Origin of the sequence: Streptomyces sp. WY228 (assembly GCF_019287315.1) — a bacterium.
Taxonomy (GTDB): domain Bacteria; phylum Actinomycetota; class Actinomycetes; order Streptomycetales; family Streptomycetaceae; genus Streptomyces; species Streptomyces caviscabies.
Genome location: NZ_CP079114.1, coordinates 3816613 through 3836060 on the forward strand (window position 1 = coordinate 3816613; position 19448 = coordinate 3836060).

Below are 19448 nucleotides of genomic sequence, written 5' to 3' on the forward strand. Positions count from 1 at the left end.
CGCACCGGCCTGGGCACGGACCCGGGCATCGGCTCGACTTCAGGCGCTCATCAGCGAGATGCCGAGCATCCGCGCCCCCGTCTCCGTACGCGGCCGGTGTGCGCTGCCCGGCGCGAACACGACGTACGCCCCCGGGCCGTGGCGTTCGCCGCCGTCGATGACCTCACCGCTCAGGACGAAATACCGCTCCTCGGTGCGGTGTTCGTCGACCTCGGGCCACTCCGTGCCCGCCGCGAAGTCGATCAGCCAGCCCCGGGCGTACGCCGTGCCCGGCAGCCTGCGCCGCCAGATCCCGGGGGCCACCTCGTGCGCCTCGACCTCGTCGACCTGGACGACGGTCTTCAGCGGGCCCGCGGCATCGGCCCGTGTCGTCGCCGCGTCTGTCCGCGTCGCCGCCGTGTTGGTTCGCGTCTCCTCGCTCATGGCTCCACCGTGACGCGGGGCGATCACCCGGGGCGAGTGTCCGTACTGACATCCTCGGGTACTTTTCTGCCATGCCCGCATCCGGAGCCCGGCATCATGTGGCGGCGCTGCTCAACGAGCCGCAGTCGCCCTTCGAACTCGCCTGTGCCGCCGAGGTCTTCGGGGCCGACCGCCCGGATCTGCCCACGCACTACACCTTCGAGGTCTGCGCCCGGCGGCCCGGACCGCTGCGCACCACCGTCGGGCACGCGCTGCTCGTCGAGAGCGGCCTCGACGCCCTGCGGAGGGCGGACACCGTGATCGTGCCGGGCTGGCAGCCGCCCGGCGGGCCGGTGCCGGACGAGGTGCTGGAGGCCCTGCGGGCGGCGCACCGGCGCGGGGCGCGCATCGTGTCGATCTGCACGGGCGCGTTCGTCCTCGCCCGGGCCGGGCTGCTGGCGGGACGCCGCGCGACCACGCACTGGCGGCGGAGCGAGCTGCTGGCCGAGGCCTTCCCCGAGGTGACCGTCGTCGGGGACGTGCTCTACGTCGACCACGGCGATGTGGCGACCAGCGCGGGCAGCGGCGCGGGCATCGACCTCTGCCTCCATCTCGTACGGTCCGACCTGGGCGCCTTCTACGCCACGCAGGTGGCCCGGAGCATGGTGCTGCCGCCGCACCGGGACGGCAGCCAGCTCCCGTACGCGACTCCGCCCGCCCCCGCGGGCACGGACGACTCCCTGGCCCCGGTGCTGGAATGGGCGCTGACCCGGCTGGAGACGGACCTCTCCGTCGACCGGCTGGCCGCGTACGCCGGACTCTCCCCGCGCACCTTCGCCCGCCGGTTCGTCCGCCAGGTCGGCGTCAGCCCCGGGCAGTGGCTGCTCCAGCAGCGCATCGACGCGGCCCGGTCGCTGCTGGAGCGGACCGACCTGCCCGTCGAGACGGTCGCCGTCCGGACCGGGCTGTCCTCGGCGGTCAACCTGCGGAGGCGGTTCCGTACCGCCCTCGGGACGACACCGGGCGCGTACCGCCGCCTCTTCGGCGAAGCGGCGACAGCGAAGGGCCCGGGCGGCACCTGAGCCAACGGCCACCAGGGGAACGGCCCGTGCCGGACGCGTACCGGACGGCGGCGGGCGGGGCGCATCAGCGCGTGGCATACGGCCGCGTGGCCTTCGTCACACCGAAAAGGAAGAAACTGAGGGCAACTGCGCGCTTTGGCGAAGTCTGTCCGCTCCGTAGGACACCGCCCCGGCCCGGCCCGCCGGAATATTCGGCCGGCTCCTCACAGAATCCTCATACGATCGGCACAGGCCGCCCGCGTGATCCATTCCGCTGCGGCAGCCACCCCTCAGCGTTCATCTGCCGTTCCGGACCCGACCCAAGGGATCATGTGTAGATTCGCCGCGTACTCGCCACGGCTGTCGCCCTCGCCGTGACCACCCCCGCCGTGCTGCTCTCCGTCACGCCCGCGGCCGCCGACACCAAGCCGGCCGCCCCGTCGCAGACACAGACGCAGAACAAGCAGAGCAAGCCGAGCATCAAGGAGTTGGAGAAGGCGGCCGCCGAGGCGCAGAAGGCGTACGACAAGGCCGTCAAGGCGAAGGCCGACGCGCACGTGAAGCTGGAGGAGACCCTGGCGGCCCTCAAGAGCACCCACCCGCTCGCGGTCGCCGCCAAGGCGGCCGAGCAGGCCGCGAAGGACGCCGCCACCGCGAAGACCACCGCCGACCAGGCCGTGACCGACGCGAAGGCCGTCGTGGACGCACTGCCCGAGACGGCCACGGAGGAGGAGCGGACCGCCGCGGCGAACGCGCTCTCCGAGGCCGAGGCCACCGCGAAGACGGCCGACGCCGCCAAGACCGCCGCCGACACCAGGTCCGCCGAGGCCGACGAGGCGGTGACCGACGCGCGGGTCGAGGCCTTCCGCATCTACGGTGTGGTCTCCCAGGCCCTCACGGACGCGCTCGCCGCGAAGACCGCCGCCGACCAGGCGCTGGCGAAGGCGATCAAGGAGGCGGAGGAGGGCCAGGAGTGCGAGCCCGAGCTCGACCTCACCGCCGATGTCACCGGCCTGCCGTCCACGCTCGTCGCCGGGACGACCACCGCCTTCTCCATCCGTGTGACCAACGGCAGCGACCGGCACATGGACGAGATCATCGCGTACGCCGGTGTCCACGCGACCGACAGGTCCGGGCTCAAGGACACGGGCGAGTTCTTCCGGCTCCAGTGGTCCACCGCGTCCTCGCCGAAGTGGCAGAACATCAACAAGCACAACTACATCGACGCCATCGGCGCGTTGAAGCCCGGAGCGCACGCCGACGTCAAGCTGCGGCTGACCGTCGACAAGGCCGCGCCGGCCGGTAACGGTGTCGCGTTCATCGCAGCCGACTTCTTCAACGAGGACGGCTCCTGCGGCGGTGCGCCCGGCGCCGACATGTACGAGTTCGACGTCAAGGCCGCCGGCGCCAAGCCCGGAAAGCCCGCGGACGCCAAGCCGGTCACGACCGAGAAGCCCGGCAAGAACGGCACCGGTCTCGAGCCGCAGGGCACGACGTCGAGCACCCCGGTGAAGACCGGCGCCAACGGCAACCTTGCGGCCACGGGTTCGTCCTCGGCCACCCCCTCGATCGCCCTCGCGGGCGGTGCGGCCGTGGCGCTCGGCGCGGCGGCGATGTTCGTCGTACGCCGCCGGAAGGCCGGTTCCGACGCCTGACAGGCCGGTTCCGACGCCCGACGGGTGACGGCGTGGACCGCGAAGCCGTCAAGGCATGAAGGAGTGAGGGGGCGGGGCCGGACAGGCTCCGCCCCCTCACCCGTTCAGCCGGCCGGGTGGGACCGGAACCGCCGCCGGTACTCCGTGGGCGTCGTGTTCAACCGCCGCCGGAACGCCCGCACCAGGGTGTCCGTCGTGCCGAACCCGCAGACGGACGCGATGCGTTCGAGGGTGGCGTCGGAGGACTCCAGCTCGTTGCGGGCCTTCTCGACCCGCACGGACTCGATGTAGGCGTGCGGGGTCATGCCCAGCTCGGTCTTGAAGATCCGGGTGAGGTGGCGGTCGCTGACATGGGCGTACGCGGCCAGGTCCACGACGGTGAGCTGGAGGCCGATGTTGCGCAGGATGTGGTGGCGGAGGTCCTCGATGCGCCGCGTCGTGGAGATCTGCTCCAGCGGAACGCTGAACTGGCTCTGTCCGCTCTGCCGCTTCAGATACATCACGAGCTGCCGGGCGACGCGCAGCGCGATCGTCTCGCCGAGGTCGTCGGCGATCAGGGCCAGCGACAGGTCGAGGCAGGCGCTGATCCCGGCCCCGGTCCAGACGTCGCCCTCGCGGATGAAGATCGGGTCGGCGTCGACCTCGATCTCCGGGTGATCGGCGGCGAGTTGCCGCGCGGTCGACCAGTGGGTGGTGGCGCGCTTGCCGTCGAGCAGTCCGGCGGCGGCCAGCAGATGCGCGCCGACGCACACGGAGGTGACCCGCCGGGTCCGTGCGGCGAGTTCCCTCACCCGTTCCACCAGCTCGGGGTCGACGAGCGCGTGCACCCGCCGCTCGCTGTCGACCTCCACCGAGCCGGGCACGATGAGGGTGTCGATGCTCCGCCCGCCGACCTGCTCGAAGGTGAGGTCGGGGAGGATGCGGACCCCGGCGCCGGTGGTGACGGGCTCCAACGACGCGGCCGCCAGCACGACTTCGTAGCCGGCCGCGTCGTCGGTCTCGCGCCGGGCGAGCGAGAACACTTCCGGCGGCCCGGTGACGTCGAGCAGGTCGACGCCCTCGAAGAGAACGATGACGACGAGCCGTCCGACCGCGCCCGTTCGTCCGTCGGTGTCCATGGACGAGCCTCCTGACGTGACACCGACCGCCCGCACGCATGTCGGTATCTGCATGTTAGACGTCATTGTGGACATCAGCACCGGGCCCTAGCGTCTAAGACAGCTCGCCACCCGAGCCGAGCTCACCCCCACTCCGACGCACGACCCCCGAGGCGGTACACCCATGTCCCGAACCACCCTGCGCGAACTCAACGGCTTCGACGCGGCCCCGGCCACGCTGACCGGCTCGACGCTGATCCTGATCGACCTCCAGAACACCTACACCCGGGGCGTGATGGAACTCGACGGCTGGCAGGCCTCGTTGGACGCCGCCGCGCAGCTGCTGGAGCGGGCCCGCGAGGCGGGGACGAAGGTCGTCCACGTCATCAACGACGGCGGCGAGGGAACTCCGTACGACATCCGGGCCGAGATCGGACGGATCCACCCGGCCGTCGCCCCGGCCGACGGAGAGACCGTCGTCGTCAAGCAGGTCCCGAACGCCTTCCACGGCACGGACCTCGGCGAGCACGTGCCCGAGGGCCAGGACGTGATCATCGCGGGCTGGATGACCCATATGTGCGTGGCGTTCACCGCGCAGGGCGCGTTCCTGCGCGGCAACCGGCCCACCGTCGTCGCCGACGCCTGCGCGACCCGCCCGCTGCCGCTGAACGGCAACCCGAACGGCATCCCGGCGCGGCAGCTGCACGAATCGGCGCTCGCCACGGTGCAGGACCTCTACGGGGTCGTGGTCTCGACGCAGAAGTCCCTGAAGTAGCAGACGACTTACCGGCCTCCCGAACGCCGAACGCGTCGCACCGCACGACCCGCACGACCCGCTCATGGCGGCGTTCGACGACCACACCTCCACCGCGGGGATCCCGCCCTCGACAACCGCGCCAGAGCCCCTCAGTAGGGTTTCCGGGTGACCCAGGACAACAACAGCAACAACACCAGTAGCAGCAACACCAGCGGCACCGCAGCCGACGCCCATCTGCCCGCGCTGACCGCCGACCGGGCCGACCGCCTGCGCCGCCTGGTGGCCGACGACCTGAGCGCGCGGGACGGGGCCCGCCCCCAGGTCGACGGTGCGACGGCCGTACGCGAACGCTCCACGCACGACCTCACCGTGCTGGCGCAGCGCTGCGGGGCGGCGACACCGGAGGACTGGCCCGCTCTGATAGCCCGGCACTTCACCGCCCTCGACACCGTGGCGCAGGGCGGCGAGAGCGCGGAGGAACTGCTGCGCCGGACGGTCCTGCGCCTGCTGCCCGCCGAAGCGCTCGCGGCCGGTGCGGGAGACGGCCACCGCTATGCCTGGCCGGCGGCCGACGGCCTGATGACGGCGCTCGCCCTGGACGCCCCCGACACCGTACGGATGCTGACCGACGCGGACGTCGAACGCGCGGGCCTCGACGCGCTGAAGGCGGCGGGCCGGGCGAACCTGCTGGCCGAGCCGGTGGCACACGAGGAGATCCGTACGCCGTCGGGCGCGCTCCTGCACTCGGTGTACGGCGACTCCCACTTCGTGGCGAGCAAGGCGCTCGTCCTGGGCGACCTGGCCCGCACCCTGACGGGCCACAACCTGCCGGAGGCCGGGGCGCTCGTCGTCGTACCGACCCGGCATCTGCTGGCGTTCCACCCGATCGTCGACGCCACGGTGGTGGACGCGGTCAACGACCTGGGGATGTACGCCATGGGCGCGTACGAGGACGGGCCGGGCCCGATCAACCCGCTGCTGTACTGGTGGCGTCGGGACAATCTGGTCTGCCTCACCGCCTTCGACGAGCAGACCCGCGCGATGCAGGTCGTGCCGCCGCCGGAGCTGATGGACCTGATGCGGAGCCTGCACGCGCAGGGCCAGCCGGAGCAGGAGCCACCGGCCACCCCGGCCACCACCGCGAGCACCGCCCCCGACATCGCCCAACTGGCGGACAACGCAGCCGGGTTGATTACCGGCCTCCCCCAGGACCCGACCGCACTCCCCGAGGCCTTCCGGGCGGCGACGGCGCACGCCCTCGCCCGCTGCGCCGAGGACCCGGACAGCGGGAAGCTGGAGACCTGGGAGGCCTGGGTCACCGCGATGCAGCTGGGCGACGCGCTGTTCGCCACCACCCTCTCCGACGCGGGCACGGCGGAGTACCGCATCGGCGACCGCACGGTCGCCCTGCCCGCCACCGGCCCGTCCCCGCAGGCGAACGGCCGCGCCTGGCTGGACGCCTTCTGGTTCGCCCTCGTCTGCCGCGAGCGGGACCGCCTGTCCCGGCTCGCACGGGTCCCGCTGGAGGATCTGCGCCGTGCCGATCCGTCGCAGGACGCCTATCTGTTCCACTGGATCGACACGCTCCAGACCTACTGGCGCGGCGCGTCCCTGGACGACATCGCCCAGAAGCTCATCGCCACGATGGAGACGTCCGACCCCAAGGTCGCGACCGGCACGGACCCGGCGCTGCTGAACCAGATCGACTACCAGCCGGCCGCGCTCTTCCACCGCCTCATCACCGGGAACCACGAGGCGTTCGCCCAGACCCTCACCGAGGCCGTGGCCCACCACGACCACTACTGGACCGGCTCGCCGGACCCCCGCGGCCACGTGGCCCTCGGCCCACTCGCCCTGGCCTGCCTCGCCCACGACGGCGACTTCCCGGTGGACACGGCACTGCCGCGCCTGCCGAAGCACCTGATCAGCCGGGAGTGGTGCGGGGAGTTCCCGACCTGACGGGCGGACAGAATCCGCGCGTACCGGTGACGCACTCGATCCTTGCGCCGCACGAGTGCCGGGTGGCAGTGTTCGCACGTCCGAATATGTGTGCCGCTTCACGTAGGTGCGACCTCCGAAGACCGGGTGGGGATGGACGAGCAGGCGTTCGACGCCTTTTACGCAGGAAGCGTGGGGCGGCTCATCGGTCAGCTGTACGCCATGATCGGTGACCGTGCCGAGGCGCAGGACGTCGTCCAGGAAGCCTTCGTACGGGCATGGGAGCGCCGGGCCGCACTGGACAAGGACGGTGCGCCGGAGGCGTGGGTGCGTACGGTGGCCTACCGACTGGCGGTCAGCCGGTGGCGTCGGGTGCGCACCTCCCTCACCTTCGCGAAGCGGCAGGGCCCGCCCCCGGACGTGCCCGCACCGGACGACCACCATGTGCTGCTGGTGGCGGCGTTGAAGCAGATACCCGCGGCGCAGCGCCGGGCCATCGTGCTCCACCACCTGTGCGATCTCGAAGTGAAGCAGGTCGCCGAGGAGACCGGCTCTCCCGTGGGTACGGTCAAGGCGCAGCTGAGCAGGGGCCGTACCGCACTGGCGCGCTTGCTGGCCGACACTGAGCTGGATCCGCACGCGGGCCGGGTTTCGGAGGTGGAACGTGGTTGAGGAGACCGGCTTGGACGAACGGCTCGCCGACCTCGCCGCCGACGGGCGGCAGGGTGCCGTTCCGCTGGCCGCCGAGCAGATCCGGGCGCGCGGGGACCGGCGTCGACGACGCAAGCGGGCGGCCCGGGCCTCGGGCGGCGTGTTGCTGGCCGCTGCCGTGGTCGTGGGTGGGATGGCGCTCGTCCGCCCCGGGCCGGAGCCGGCACCGGCCGCCACCGCGCCCGGCCCGTCCGCGAGCGCTCCCCCGTTCGTCGCCCCGACGCCCGCTCCGGGGGAGGAATACGCGGTCGAACTCGGCTATGTGTACGACGCGGTGGCGCTCGACGGGGACAGGGTCCGGGCCACCGTCCAGCAACTTCGTGATGAGAAGGGGACGGCTGTGCCCACCGGCGTGGTGCACGAGCTGACCCTGCCGGCGGTGACCCCGGTCGAGGTGCGGGACCTGGCCGGGGGGAAGCCGGGAGACATGCGGCTGGCCGATGTCGTGGACCGGCTGCGGGCCGGGCCGCGGTGGGCGTTCGCGCTCGACTACGACGGCGAGGGCCGGGTTCAGTCGCTGCGTGAAGCGCACTGGCTGACCCTGGAATGACCTCCGGGACGTGACGTCCGGGACGATGCCTCCGGGGCGTCATGTCCGGGCGGGCCGGGCGGTGGTGGGCCCGGGTCGGAAATGTGTTCCGGCCGGATGCAACCCGGCGGGTGGTGCGGGGCGTAGAGACCGTGGAACCCGACCGCACCGATCTCCAGGAGAACGTTGACCATGCACGCCTCACGCCGCCGGGCCGCGTTGCGCCTGCTCGCCGTGGCAGCCCTCGGCGCCCTTGCCCTCACCGGCTGCGGCGGGTCGACCGGGGGCACCGCAGCGGCTCCCTCCCCGGAAGGGGCGCCGGCCACGGCGACCGCATCGGCCGCCGAGAAGCCGTTCGCCGGTACCAAGCAGTTCGTGACGGCCGACAAGGCCTGGACGGAGGGCGGACTGACCAAGCTGTCGGTGCGGTCCGCCGAGAAGAAGGAGAACACCCAGTTCGACACCTGGGAGATCGTCCCCGGCACGGGAGATTACGTCACGGTGACCCTGACGAAGGACGCCCGGGTGCTGCTGACCGTGCCGGTCCGCGACGACTCCCCGGGCACCAGCGGCGGCGAACCCGTGCCTGCCTCGCAGGCCGAATTCGTCACCCTTCTCACGCAGTTGGATCCCCGGACCCGCGAAGGAGCCGGATTCGACCTGAGCTTCGACGGAGAAGGGCAGGTCTCCAAGGTGCAGTCGCTGTACAAGCCGTGATCCGGGTACGCCGGGATCTCCCGAGACCCACAGCGGAGGTGGGACATGGCCGAGGAGACCGGCCTGGAGAGCCGACTCGCCGACCTTGCCGCCTCGGGCCGACGGCACGCCGTACCGCCGGCCGCCGAGCAGGTCCGAGCGCGCGGGGACCGGCGTCGGCGGCGCAAGCGGGCGGCCCGGGCCTCGGGCGGCGTGGTGACGGTGGCGGCCCTGGCGCTGGGGATCCTGTCGGTGGTCGGGCTCGGACCGGGGCCGGCACCGCCCGCGGCGCTGCCGACGGCAGCGGCGAGCGTCTCCCCGTTCATGACCCCGACGCCGGCACAGGGAGAGGAATACGCCGCCGAACTCGGTTTCGTCTACGACGCGGTTCCACTGAAAGGGAATATGGTTCAGGTCACCGTGGCACAGGTGCACACCGAAAAGGGTGTCGCCGTTCGCACCGGAGCGGTGCACGAATTGACCCTGAAGCGGGAAACCCCGGTCGAAGTGAAGCATGCGGTCGGCGGCACTGCGAAGGACGTGCGAGCAGGCGAGTTGGTGGAAATCCTGAGCGGAGGCCCGCAGTGGGTGTTCGCCGTCGACTATGACGGCGAGGGCCGGGTGCAGTCACTCCGGGAAGCCTACTGGCTGACCGTCGAGTGACCCCCTGAAAGGGAAGAACCGACTCCTCAACGGAATACCGACAGAAACGGAAAGCCCCCGGAACACGCTCGCTCGGGGGCATCTTTCGCGTTCCCGCAGGCCGGCCCCGATCGGCCGGAATCTTCGTTGTTTCCGCGGCAGGACAACCAGAGGAAGCAAAAAGATAAATTCCTGATTCGAGTGCAACCCGGGGGGCGGCGCGGGGCGTAGAGAGTACGTATCCCAACCGCACTGAAACGCATTCACCATAGGAGCAGTTGACGATGAACGCTTTCCGCCGCCACTCCGCCAAAGGCTGGCTCACCGCTGTCGCGCTCGGCGCCCTCGTCCTGACCGGCTGCGGTCAGGAGCCCTCACACCGCCTGGAGCCCGCCGCGGCCGCCGAGGCGGCCCCGTCCCCCACGGCCGGCGGCGCGACGGACGACGGCCGGCCCCATGACGGCAAGAAGTCCGCCGATCCCGCCGAGAGCGGCAAGAAGGCCGCTCCTTCCGCTTCCTCCGGGCGGGACGACCGCAAGGGCCCCCGGACGGACACCGACAGGAAGTCCGACGCCTCCGCCCCGTCCTCCGCACCGGAAGGCAGACCTGCCACCCCGGCAGCCCCCGAGGCCACCTCGGAGCCGGCCGTCGGCGCCCCCTTCGCCGGCACCGAGCAGTTCGTGACCATCAGCAAGGCATGGAGCGACGACGGCCGCACCTACCTGTCCGTGCGGCCCGCCCGGAAGAAGGTCAACACCCGGTTCGACACCTGGGAGGTCACCCCGGGCACGGGGCCCTTCACCACGGTGTCCATGGCCGACAGCAGCCGGGTGCTGCTGGCGGTCCCAGTGCGCGAGGAGGTGACCGGCACGAGCCGCGCCGAGCTGCTCGCGTACTCCCCGGACCGGCTCGTCACGCTGATCTCCCGGCTGGACCCCGCCCTCTCCGGCGGCATCGGATATGACCTTGCCTTCGACGGCAACGGCCGGGTGACCGGCCTGACGTCGCTGTACCGGCCCTGAGGGCAGCGGCGGCCCGGCAGGAAAGGCCGCTCGCGGGGGGCTGCCGGCTTCAGCCTCGGTGACCGGGTCGCCCTCCTGCGTGAGCCGTCGTTCGATGCCCTCCTACCAGGGCGAGTTCCCCGCCCGGTTCTGCTCCCGCACCCGCCGCCTCATCCGGGCGCCGGGGATCGCGAGGGCCAGCAGGACCGGGACCCCGGCGGCGATGGCGACCCAGAGGACGAGTGCGAGGTAGCCGTAGGCCGCGTTGCGCGTGTCCTGGTCCGCCAGGATCAGGAAGACGACGCTCACCACGAGCGCCACCGCCATGAGGGCTCCCTGGACGATCGCGGCCCAGGTGAGGATGGTCGCCCGGCGCCGGTAGCCGGGGGTGATCTCCGGGTCCCGTGGCTGCACGAACCCCCAGGGCGCACCGGACTCGCCGGGCGTATGGGGCCGGTGCGGAGGTGGCGGCGGCTGCTGGTCGGACATGGGCCCAGTTCTACTGTGCACCGCCCCGAAACACCACCCTCACCGCGAACGAGGCGGCGGTGAGGAGGCGGCAACGAGACGGCACGCCGTCACTTCTTCATGGCGTCCCAGTGGTGCGAGCCAAAGCTGCGCACCAGCGAGACCAGCGCCGCCCCGAGCCGCCAGTCCAGGCCCGGTGCGTGCAGGTGCAGTTTGTCGCCGCCGGACCGGAACTCCAGCGGCATCTCGCCGCCCGCCCGCCACCTGATGCGCCGGGGAGCGCGCGCGGCGCCGCCCTCGCCGGGGGTGCTGTCGAAGATGGAGACGATCAGGAGCAGCACCATCACGGGCAGGCACAGCCACCACACGAACCACCACAGGATCCGGCCCTTGTACCCCACCGCGTCGGCCGCGCCGGCCGGGGTCACCGTCCATCGGGTGCGCACGCCCCTCCCCCGGAACGCCTTCTCGCGCACGATCGTGCCGATGAGCTCCCCGTGGACGCCGAGCACCTGGAACGTCGAGACACCGCCGGTGGCCGACAGGGTCACCACCGTCGCCACCCGGTCCCGGCGGTGCGCGTCGGTCCACAGGGCGAAGGTGCGGGCGCCCTTCTTGCGGGCCGCGAGGTAGGCGGGAACGCCACCGGGCGGCAGTTCGCGCTCCACGTACCCGATGGCCTCGGGCAGTCCCGATCCGTCGAGGAGATAGACCAGGTTCTGGACCGAATCCGGCGTGTGGCCCGGGAGCTTTCGCCGGAGGCCGCCCATGGTGATGACCTTGCTCATCCGGCATGCTCCTTGGGGCTGGGAAGCGGTGCGTCCGACGGTCGGCCGCCGGTCGGCTGCCTACTTTAGGGGTCAACTACGGCCGGTACGAAGCCCGGCAAGAAGCATGGCCAGGATGCGAGAAGGGGCGGCGGGCCCGCAGGCCCACCGCCCCGACCTCACGTCACACGACGCCTACTGGATGACCGTGATCCGGTCCGTCGCCGGCGGGTCCAGCGGAGCGGCGGCCGTCGAGTGGGCCGCCAGGTAGGCGTTGAACAGGTCCAGGTCGGACGCGCCGACCAGCTTGTTCGTGCCCTCGCCGAGGGCCGCGAAGCCGTCGCCGCCGCCCGCGAGGAACTCGTTCATCGCGACCCGGTAGGTGCGCGCCGGGTCGATCGCCTCGCCGTTCAGCTTGATGGTGTCGGCCACCACGCGGTCCGCGCCGCTCTTCGTCAGGTCGAGCGTGTAGGTGAGGCCCTTGGAGACCTGGAGGATCTTCGGGCTGGCCTCGTTGCCGCCGCTGACCTGCTGCTGGAGGGCGGTGACCAGCTGGGCGCCGGTCAGGTCGACGACGTTCATCATGTTGGTGAACGGCTGCACGGTGAACGCCTCGCCGTACGTGACGACGCCGTCGCCCTCACTGCCCGACGCCTTGTGCACCAGGTCCGCGCGGATGCCGCCCGGGTTCATGAACGCGACTTCCGCGCCGCCCTTGTCGGCCGGGGCGAGCCCTTCGAGCTGGGCGTCGGCGATGACGTTGCCGAGCGGCTTCTCCGGGGCCGTGGAGCCGCGGCCGTTGATGTCGGCGCTGATCCAGCCCTGCGGCTTGTTGGCGATCGGGGCGGCCAGCTTGTTCCAGCGGTCGATCAGGCGCGTCATGTCGGCGGCCTTGGGCTGGTCCCGGGTCACGACGTGGTTCGCGGACTTCACCGACGTACGGACGATGTCGTTGGTGCGACGGTCGTAGGTGAGCGTGGTGTCCGTGTACAGCTTGCCGAACGACGAGGCCGAGGTGACCATGCGCGGCTTGCCGGACGGGTCCGGGACGGTGCACACGTACGCCTGGTGGGTGTGGCCCGTGACCAGGGCGTCCACCTTCGGCGTGATGCCCTTGGCGATGTCGACGATCGGGCCGGAGATGCCGTCGCCCGCGCCGGGGCTGTCGCAGTCGTAGTTGTACGAGGTGGAGGCCGGGGCCCCGCCCTCGTGGATCAGGGCCACGATGGACTTGACGCCCTTGCGGTCCAGCTCCTTGGCGTACTTGTTGATCGTCTCGACCTCGTCGTGGAACTTGAGGCCCTTGACGCCGTTCGCGGTGACGATGTCCGGCGTGCCCTCCAGGGTCACCCCGATGAAGCCGATCTTGACGCCGTTCTTCTTCCAGACCGTGTACGGCTTCAGCAGCGGCTTGCCGGTCTTCTCCTTGGTCACGTTGGCCGCGAGGTAGGGGAAGTCCGCGCCCTTGAACTTCTTGCCCTTCTCGTAGCAGCCCTCGACCGGGTGACAGCCGCCGTTCTGGAGGCGGGCCAGCTCGGTCGCGCCCTCGTCGAACTCGTGGTTGCCGACCGCCGTGACGTCCAGGTCGAGCTTGTTCAGCGCCTCGATCGTCGGCTCGTCGTGGAAGAGGCCCGACAGCAGCGGGCTCGCGCCGACCATGTCGCCGCCGGCCGCGGTGACGGAGTACGGGTTGCCCTTGCGCGCGGTGCGCAGCGAGGTCGCCAGGTACTCGACGCCACCGGCCGGGATCGCCTTCACCGTGCCGTCGGGCTGCGTCTCGGAGACGTTGCCCGCCGAACCGGCCGGCGGCTCCAGGTTGCCGTGCAGGTCGTTGAACGACAGCAACTGGACGTCGACGGTACGGGGCTTGTGGCCGTGCCCGTGCCCGTGGCCCCGGTCATGGGCACCGGCCGGCATCGCGGCGACGAGCGCGCCCACGGTGGCCAGACCGGCTGCGGCGGCGAGCACCCGCCGTGTCGCACGGTTCTTCTGCGGAGTCGCTGACATCGGTCCCCTTGTGAGTCAGAGCTGTCAGTGCTGTCGGTGGTTCTGCGGTGTCGGTGGTTCTGTGGTGCCACGACTGGAACGCTGCGTGCCGCAGCCTAGAGTCAACGCGCGTAGCGCAACAGGTGTTCGGGGTTACGGACTGGTTGCCATCCGGCCAAATGGCTCGTCAGGGACCCCCCACAAGCGCGCACGTCACTCATATGGCTCACATATCCGGGCAGAAACGTCACCGCACGCATCGCCACCGGAAGCCTGTACGGCATGGAGAACGAACTCACGGCCACGGCGAAGGTTCCGGGCCGGCAGCAGCCGTCGGCGGAACGTCCCGCCGGGCCTCCCGCCGGGCCTCCCGCCGGCCTTCCTGACGGCTTTCTCGACATGGTCGACGACCTGAAGACGATCGTCCGTGGCGCCCATGTCCGAGCACAGCTCAAGGTCAACACCGAGATGCTCCGGATGTACGGGGAGATCGGGCGGACCATCCTGGAGCGCCAGAGCGGTGAGAGGTGGGGCACGAAGGTCATCGAGCGGATCGCCGCGGAGCTGCGGACGGAGTTCCCGCAGCAGCGGGGATTCAGCACGCGCAACCTTCAGTACATGCAGCAGATGGCCAGGGTCTGGCCCGACTCAATTGCGCAACAGGCTGTTGCGCAATTGCCCTGGGGCCACGTCGTCCTCCTCATGGGCAAGTGCCCGACCCGCTTCGAGCGGGACTTCTACGCCCAGCACGCCGTCCACCACGGCTGGTCGCGTACGCATCTGGAGTCGGCGATCCACCGGCAGCTGCACCTCTCCGAAGGGGCTGCCGCGAACAACTTCGACGTCAGCCTGCCCGGCACGTCCGACGCCGTGCGGCAGATCCTCAAGGACCCCTACCGCCTCGACTTCACGGAGCTCACGGGCCGGCCGGCGGAGCGCGATCTGGAGGACGCGCTCGTCGACAACCTCGTGCGGTTCCTGACCGAACTGGGCGTCGGGTTCGCCTTCGTCGGGCGCCAGTACCCGATCGTCGTCGGCGACTCCGAGTACCGCATCGATCTCCTCTTCTACCACTGCAAGCTGCACTGCTACGTCGTGCTGGAGCTGAAGGCCCGCAAGGCTCGGGCCGAGCACTTCGGGCAGCTCGGGTTCTACGTCTCGGTGGTGGACGACCTGGTCAGGGACAAGGAGCGGGACGAGCCCACCCTCGGCATCCTGATCGCCGAGAGCCGGGACCGGGCCATGGTGGAGTACGCCCTGCGCGGGTACAACACCCCGCTGGCCGTCAGCACCTACGCCGGGCTCCCCGAAGGGGTACGGGAGCTGCTGCCCAGCGCGGAGGACCTCTCCCGTATCGCGGACCACGTCCTCAACGCCGCACCCCCGGCCGAGGACGCCTGATCCCGGCACAGCCCGCAGCCCCGGCACGCACCCGTCGAGCCCTCGCCCCTCCGCCCGCTCGCCGTACGCTCGGAGGCATGACGACTGACGCACCCCTCCCCGCTCCCGGACGCGAGATTCAGGCCCTCGACGCACTCGACTCCGCGCAGGCCGACACCGTCCTCGCCCTGCTCGCCGACGCCGCCCGGTCCGACGGCCGGCAGGCGGTCTCCGAGCAGGGCAGGCTCCGGCTCCGGGGCGGACACCGCGCCGGCGTACGGCACTTCCTCCTCACCGTCGGCGGAACGCTCGCCGGCTACGCCCAGTTGGAGGACACCGACCCGGTCGAGGCCCCGGCCGCCGAGCTGGTCGTCCATCCCGACCGGCGCGGCAGCGGGCACGGCCGGGCGCTCGGCGCGGCCCTCCTCGCCGCGACCGGCAAGCGGCTGCGGGTCTGGGCCCACGGCGGCAGCTCCGCGGCCCGGCACCTCGCCCAGGTCCTCGGCCTCTCCCTCTTCCGCGAGCTGCGCCAGCTGCGGCGGAGCCTGATCCCGCTCGACCTCGCGGAGCCGGTGCTGCCCGAGGGCGTCACCGTACGGACCTTCGAGCCGGGCCGTGACGACGCCGCCTGGCTCGCCGTGAACCGCGCCGCCTTTGCTCACCACCCCGAGCAGGGGTCGCTGACCCAGCAGGACCTGGACGACCGCAAGGCGGAGCCCTGGTTCGACCCGAAGGGCTTCTTCCTGGCCGAGCAGGACGGGGAGATCGTCGGCTTCCACTGGACGAAGGTGCACGCCGAGGAGCAGCTCGGCGAGGTGTACGTGGTCGGCGTCCTGCCCGAGTCCCAGGGCGGCGGCCTCGGCAAGGCGCTGACCTCGATCGGCCTGCACCATCTGGCGGCCCAGGCGCTGCCCACCGCGATGCTCTACGTGGACGCGGACAACACGGCGGCCGTGACGGTGTACGAGCGGATGGGCTTCACCACGCACGAGGTGGATCTGATGTACCGCACCGAGTCCTGAGGCCGCCGGGCGTCAGAGCTTCCGGAGTGCCGCCGCCGCAGATGTACCGCATTCAGCTCCGGAGAAAATCTGTCGTGGCGACGGTAGACATCCGACGCCCGGTGGGGTTAGCGTTTTCCTCGTAGCCGGAAGAAAAGAGGGCACGGCAGACACGAACTGCCGTGCATGCAGGTCAGAGCAGTACAGAGCAGTGAGCGGAACGGCAGTGGAGCGAGGGAGCCGGAAACGGTGGGTTCCCCCACTGGCTGCCGGGCCGGGCGGCCCCAGGGGCCGCACGCAACACCGCAGTACCGCACCACCGCAGTACCGCAGTACCGAAAACACTGAACCGCACGAGGTAAGGAGCAGACGCCATCAGGATCGCCTGAGCGAGGAAGTCTCCGCTCGGGTACCGCAGGCCCCGGAACGGAAGGTGGTCCCCGGTCAAGCATCCACGATCCCCGCTTCCCCGCCCTACCGGGCGGACCGGCGGAACAGATGAGCCGGCACAGTCGGCCGGCAGATGGTGTTGAAAGCTCGGGGCCCGAGCGCCGCACGGCGCTCGGGCCCCCCGACGTGTCCCCGAAAGAAGAGGTGCTATGCCCCCTAGCAGTACCCGCCCCACCAACAAGCTCGACGATGACGACTATCCCGCCTACACCATGGGCCGGGCCGCCGAGATGCTCGGCACCTCCCCCGCCTTCCTCCGCGCGCTCGGCGAGAACCGCCTGATCACCCCGCTGCGCTCCGACGGAGGCCACCGCCGTTACTCCCGCTACCAGCTGCGCATCGCCGCCCGCGCCCGAGAACTGGTCGACCAGGGCACGAAGATCGAGGATGCCTGCCGCATCGTCATCCTCGAGGACCAGCTGGAAGAGGCACAGCGCATCAACGAGGAGCTGCGCGCCGAGCGCGCGACGGCCTCGCCGAACGCCTGATCCGATCGCACCACCCGAACTGCCCGTGGGGCGGCGTCGCTTGACGCCGCCCCACTTTTGCACCACCCTTTCACTACTCAATTAGTGAAAGGGTGGTGCAGCGCATGACGGCCGAGTCCGCAGCTGTCGAGTTCCGCATCGACCGGCGCAGCGGCGTCGCCACCTACCTCCAGATCGTCCAGCAGACGAAGCAGGCGCTGCGCCTGGGCGTTCTCGAACCGGGCGACCGGCTGCCGACCGCCCGCGAGGTCGTGGAGGCCACCGCGATCAACCCGAACACGGTCCTCAAGGCGTACCGGGAGCTGGAGCGCGAAGGCCTCGTCGAGGCCCGCCGCGGGCTCGGCACCTTCGTCCGCCGGACGCTGGGCGGCGCGTCCGAGGCATCCGCCACCGACGCGCCGCTGCGCACCGAACTCGCCGACTGGGCCCGCCGGGCCCGGGCGGCCGGGCTGGAGAAGGACGACGTCAGCGCGCTCTTCACGGCCGTACTGGACAGCACGTACAAGGGGGACGAGGAACGATGACCGGCGTCGCGATCGAGGCACACGGCCTCGGAAGGACCTACGGACGCAGGGGTGGCGGCCACCGCGCCCTGCACGACTGCTCGTTCCGGCTCCCCGCCGGACGCGTCTGCGCCCTCGTCGGGCCCAACGGCGCGGGCAAGTCGACCCTGCTGAACCTGGCGGCCGGTCTTGACCGGCCCGGCTCCGGGTCGCTCACCGTTCTCGGCTCCACCGACCCCGGCGACGTACGCGACCGCATCGCCTTCGTCTCCCAGGACAAGCCGCTGTACCCGCAGCTCACCGTCGCCGACACCCTGTGGGCCGGGGCCGAGCTGAACCCCGGGCGCTGGGACCGCGCCACCGCCGACCGGATCGCCGGACCGCTGGAGCGCGGTGCCCGCGTCCGTGCCCTCTCCGGCGGTCAGCGCACCCGGCTCGCGCTGGCTCTCGCGCTCGGCAAGCGGCCCGAACTGATGCTGCTGGACGAGCCGATGGCCGACCTCGACCCGCTGGCCCGGCACGAGCTGATGGGCGTCCTGATGGCGGAGACCGCCGAGCACGGCACCACCATCGTGATGTCCTCGCACATCCTCACCGAGCTGGAGGGCGCCTGCGACTACCTCCTGCTCGTGGACGGCGGGCGCATCCGGCTCGGCGGCGAGGCCGAGGACATCGTCTCCGCCCACGCCCTGCTCACCGGCCGGGCCCGGGACCTCTCCCCGCACACCGTCGTCGAATCCCGTACGACAGGACGCCAGCTCACCGCGCTCGTACGGAAGGAGGGCCCGGTGGACACCGCCGCCTGGTCCGTCACGGAACCGTCCCTGGAGGAGCTGCTCCTCGCCCACCTCCGCGCCCCGGACGCCCCGCCGCTGCTGACGCCGAGCGCCTCGGCGGCCGGAACGCGTGCGGAGGTGGCGTCCGCATGAGCACGCTCACGAACGTCCGCACGCTGCGGGGGCCGTACCGCGTGCTGCTGCGCGTACACCGGCGGGCCCTGTGGGCCGCCGGGGCGGTCGCCGCCGCCGCAGTCGTCGGCATGATCGCCGCGGCGCTCCTGGCGGACTGGCTCATCGGGGACTTCGCCGACATCGGATGCACCCTGAGCAGCTCCGCCGAAGCCTGTTTCCAGCCGGCGCGCGACTACTCCGACCGGATGCTCGACCTCGACCGGATGCTGACCTACATGGGGCTGGCCCTCATTGCACTGCCCGCCGCCGTCGGGGCCTTCGTCGCGGGTCCGATGGTCGCCCGCGAGTGGGAGAGCAACAGCGTCAAGCTGTCCTGGACCCAGTCGTCCTCGCCCTCCGCCTGGCTGACCGCGCGGCTCGCCGTGCCCGCCGCGCTGGTGGTCTGCGGGATCACCGTGCTGTCCGCCGTCCTGTCCTGGTCCCGGGGTCGGCTCGGAGACCCGTACCCGATCATCTGGCACGAGGTGTCGGTCTTCGGTGCCTCAGGGACAGTCCCGGCCGCCGGTGCTCTGATGAGCCTCGCGATCGGCGCCCTCGCCGGCCTGGCACTGCGGCGCACGGTTCCCGCGATGACGGTCAGCCTGTTCGTCTCCGGACTGGTGACGGTCGTCCTAGGCCTGCTGCGCGACAGCTTGTGGCCGGCCGTGAGAGACACCTTCACCCCGGGCAGCGGCTACGTCTGGCCCGACCGGGTCGCCGTGGTCGAGTGGGGCTACATCACGAGCGGGGGCGACCGGCTGCCCGCCGACATCTGCACCAACGCCCTCGACCTCGATGTCTGCCGGTCGGAGCACTCCGTGGCCCACAGCTACCTCGAATATCACCCCGCCTCCCACTACTGGCCCCTCCAGCTCGTCGAGACCGGCATCCTCCTCGCCCTCGCCGCCCTGGCCGTGTTCGCCGCCTTCCGGGTCCTGCGCCGCCTCCACGGCTGAGCGGCCGACA

20 protein-coding genes are annotated in these 19448 nt (G+C 71.4%); 15 read left to right on the top strand and 5 right to left on the bottom strand.

The genetic code is table 11. The features are described 5' to 3' along the window. Positions 1-39 precede the first annotated feature (39 nt). Positions 40-423: a cupin domain-containing protein gene (locus KV381_RS16680; protein ID WP_218785517.1), complete on the bottom strand. Its 384-nt coding sequence runs from the start codon at positions 421-423 to the stop codon at positions 40-42. Positions 424-494: 71 nt separating this feature from the next. On the opposite strand from KV381_RS16680, the gene KV381_RS16685 reads away from it, so the two are divergent. Both KV381_RS16685 and KV381_RS16690 read left to right on the top strand, forming a co-directional pair. Further along, on the top strand, positions 495-1484 hold the full coding sequence (locus KV381_RS16685; RefSeq protein ID WP_218785519.1) for a helix-turn-helix domain-containing protein: 990 nt from the start codon (positions 495-497) through the stop codon (positions 1482-1484). A gap of 353 nt (positions 1485-1837) precedes the next feature. Continuing rightward, on the top strand, positions 1838-3118 hold the full coding sequence (locus KV381_RS16690) for an LAETG motif-containing sortase-dependent surface protein (RefSeq protein WP_373461045.1): 1281 nt from the start codon (positions 1838-1840) through the stop codon (positions 3116-3118). Positions 3119-3222: 104 nt separating this feature from the next. Here the strand turns inward: KV381_RS16690 and KV381_RS16695 are convergent, their stop codons facing one another. Continuing rightward, positions 3223-4236: a GlxA family transcriptional regulator gene (locus KV381_RS16695; protein WP_218785521.1), complete on the bottom strand. Its 1014-nt coding sequence runs from the start codon at positions 4234-4236 to the stop codon at positions 3223-3225. A 163-nt stretch (positions 4237-4399) separates the two neighbouring features. Here KV381_RS16695 and KV381_RS16700 point away from each other — a divergent pair, with 163 nt between their 5' ends. From KV381_RS16700 to KV381_RS16730, 7 genes are all read left to right on the top strand, one after another. Further along, positions 4400-4990 (top strand): cysteine hydrolase family protein, encoded by a 591-nt coding sequence (locus KV381_RS16700; RefSeq protein ID WP_030078417.1) that lies wholly within the window; start codon positions 4400-4402, stop codon positions 4988-4990. 147 nt (positions 4991-5137) lie between these two features. After that, positions 5138-6931: an immunity 49 family protein gene (locus KV381_RS16705; protein WP_256995079.1), complete on the top strand. Its 1794-nt coding sequence runs from the start codon at positions 5138-5140 to the stop codon at positions 6929-6931. A gap of 132 nt (positions 6932-7063) precedes the next feature. Then, positions 7064-7582, top strand: a complete 519-nt coding sequence (locus tag KV381_RS16710; RefSeq protein ID WP_030078421.1) for a SigE family RNA polymerase sigma factor — start codon at positions 7064-7066, stop codon at positions 7580-7582. Between the two features lie 10 nt (positions 7583-7592). Continuing rightward, complete coding sequence (locus tag KV381_RS16715; protein WP_249627604.1) at positions 7593-8171, top strand: hypothetical protein; 579 nt, start codon at positions 7593-7595, stop codon at positions 8169-8171. A 171-nt stretch (positions 8172-8342) separates the two neighbouring features. Next, positions 8343-8867, top strand: a complete 525-nt coding sequence (locus KV381_RS16720) for a hypothetical protein (RefSeq protein ID WP_218785525.1) — start codon at positions 8343-8345, stop codon at positions 8865-8867. Between the two features lie 45 nt (positions 8868-8912). Next, positions 8913-9509, top strand: a complete 597-nt coding sequence (locus KV381_RS16725) for a hypothetical protein (protein WP_218785527.1) — start codon at positions 8913-8915, stop codon at positions 9507-9509. Positions 9510-9772: 263 nt separating this feature from the next. Then, a complete protein-coding gene (locus tag KV381_RS16730) occupies positions 9773-10510 on the top strand; it encodes a hypothetical protein (RefSeq protein WP_218785529.1) in 738 nt (245 codons plus the stop codon). Between the two features lie 102 nt (positions 10511-10612). Here KV381_RS16730 and KV381_RS16735 read toward each other — a convergent pair whose 3' ends face one another. From KV381_RS16735 to KV381_RS16745, 3 genes are all read right to left on the bottom strand, one after another. Further along, a complete protein-coding gene (locus KV381_RS16735) occupies positions 10613-10978 on the bottom strand; it encodes a hypothetical protein (protein ID WP_032786250.1) in 366 nt (121 codons plus the stop codon). 89 nt (positions 10979-11067) lie between these two features. Further along, the gene (locus KV381_RS16740) at positions 11068-11745 is read right to left on the bottom strand and encodes a hypothetical protein (protein ID WP_030625575.1); all 678 of its coding nucleotides are present in this window, start codon (positions 11743-11745) and stop codon (positions 11068-11070) included. Between the two features lie 174 nt (positions 11746-11919). Then, on the bottom strand, positions 11920-13731 hold the full coding sequence (locus tag KV381_RS16745) for a bifunctional UDP-sugar hydrolase/5'-nucleotidase (RefSeq protein WP_086777837.1): 1812 nt from the start codon (positions 13729-13731) through the stop codon (positions 11920-11922). 261 nt (positions 13732-13992) lie between these two features. On the opposite strand from KV381_RS16745, the gene KV381_RS16750 reads away from it, so the two are divergent. The 6 genes from KV381_RS16750 (at position 13993) to KV381_RS16775 (ending at position 19438) form a co-directional block, all read left to right on the top strand. Next, positions 13993-15111 (top strand): YhcG family protein, encoded by a 1119-nt coding sequence (locus KV381_RS16750; protein WP_256995080.1) that lies wholly within the window; start codon positions 13993-13995, stop codon positions 15109-15111. Positions 15112-15188: 77 nt separating this feature from the next. After that, entirely contained in the window at positions 15189-16112 is a 924-nt protein-coding gene (gene mshD / locus KV381_RS16755; protein WP_030088789.1) for a mycothiol synthase, read from the top strand. Positions 16113-16690: 578 nt separating this feature from the next. Further along, the gene (locus tag KV381_RS16760) at positions 16691-17029 is read left to right on the top strand and encodes a MerR family transcriptional regulator (protein ID WP_098025047.1); all 339 of its coding nucleotides are present in this window, start codon (positions 16691-16693) and stop codon (positions 17027-17029) included. 104 nt (positions 17030-17133) lie between these two features. Continuing rightward, positions 17134-17553, top strand: coding sequence for a GntR family transcriptional regulator (locus KV381_RS16765; RefSeq protein ID WP_030088785.1), 420 nt, complete (start codon positions 17134-17136; stop codon positions 17551-17553). Continuing rightward, entirely contained in the window at positions 17550-18461 is a 912-nt protein-coding gene (locus tag KV381_RS16770) for an ABC transporter ATP-binding protein (RefSeq protein ID WP_218785531.1), read from the top strand. Before KV381_RS16765 ends, KV381_RS16770 begins: the two co-directional genes overlap by 4 nt. Next, positions 18458-19438: a hypothetical protein gene (locus tag KV381_RS16775; protein WP_256995081.1), complete on the top strand. Its 981-nt coding sequence runs from the start codon at positions 18458-18460 to the stop codon at positions 19436-19438. The genes KV381_RS16770 and KV381_RS16775 overlap by 4 nt, the downstream gene beginning before the upstream one ends. The last annotated feature ends 10 nt before the right edge of the window (positions 19439-19448 follow it).

Bases quoted from the DNA above. Each gene is read 5' to 3' on its own strand.
- KV381_RS16680 (WP_218785517.1), bottom strand. From the start codon at position 423: ATGAGCGAGGAGACGCGAACCAACACGGCGGCGACGCGGACAGACGCG.
- KV381_RS16685 (WP_218785519.1), top strand. From the start codon at position 495: ATGCCCGCATCCGGAGCCCGGCATCATGTGGCGGCGCTGCTCAACGAG.
- KV381_RS16695 (WP_218785521.1), bottom strand. From the start codon at position 4,236: ATGGACACCGACGGACGAACGGGCGCGGTCGGACGGCTCGTCGTCATC.
- KV381_RS16700 (WP_030078417.1), top strand. From the start codon at position 4,400: ATGTCCCGAACCACCCTGCGCGAACTCAACGGCTTCGACGCGGCCCCG.
- KV381_RS16710 (WP_030078421.1), top strand. From the start codon at position 7,064: ATGGACGAGCAGGCGTTCGACGCCTTTTACGCAGGAAGCGTGGGGCGG.
- KV381_RS16720 (WP_218785525.1), top strand. From the start codon at position 8,343: ATGCACGCCTCACGCCGCCGGGCCGCGTTGCGCCTGCTCGCCGTGGCA.
- KV381_RS16725 (WP_218785527.1), top strand. From the start codon at position 8,913: ATGGCCGAGGAGACCGGCCTGGAGAGCCGACTCGCCGACCTTGCCGCC.
- KV381_RS16730 (WP_218785529.1), top strand. From the start codon at position 9,773: ATGAACGCTTTCCGCCGCCACTCCGCCAAAGGCTGGCTCACCGCTGTC.
- KV381_RS16735 (WP_032786250.1), bottom strand. From the start codon at position 10,978: ATGTCCGACCAGCAGCCGCCGCCACCTCCGCACCGGCCCCATACGCCC.
- KV381_RS16740 (WP_030625575.1), bottom strand. From the start codon at position 11,745: ATGAGCAAGGTCATCACCATGGGCGGCCTCCGGCGAAAGCTCCCGGGC.
- KV381_RS16745 (WP_086777837.1), bottom strand. From the start codon at position 13,731: ATGTCAGCGACTCCGCAGAAGAACCGTGCGACACGGCGGGTGCTCGCC.
- KV381_RS16750 (WP_256995080.1), top strand. From the start codon at position 13,993: ATGGAGAACGAACTCACGGCCACGGCGAAGGTTCCGGGCCGGCAGCAG.
- mshD (WP_030088789.1), top strand. From the start codon at position 15,189: ATGACGACTGACGCACCCCTCCCCGCTCCCGGACGCGAGATTCAGGCC.
- KV381_RS16760 (WP_098025047.1), top strand. From the start codon at position 16,691: ATGCCCCCTAGCAGTACCCGCCCCACCAACAAGCTCGACGATGACGAC.
- KV381_RS16765 (WP_030088785.1), top strand. From the start codon at position 17,134: ATGACGGCCGAGTCCGCAGCTGTCGAGTTCCGCATCGACCGGCGCAGC.
- KV381_RS16770 (WP_218785531.1), top strand. From the start codon at position 17,550: ATGACCGGCGTCGCGATCGAGGCACACGGCCTCGGAAGGACCTACGGA.
- KV381_RS16775 (WP_256995081.1), top strand. From the start codon at position 18,458: ATGAGCACGCTCACGAACGTCCGCACGCTGCGGGGGCCGTACCGCGTG.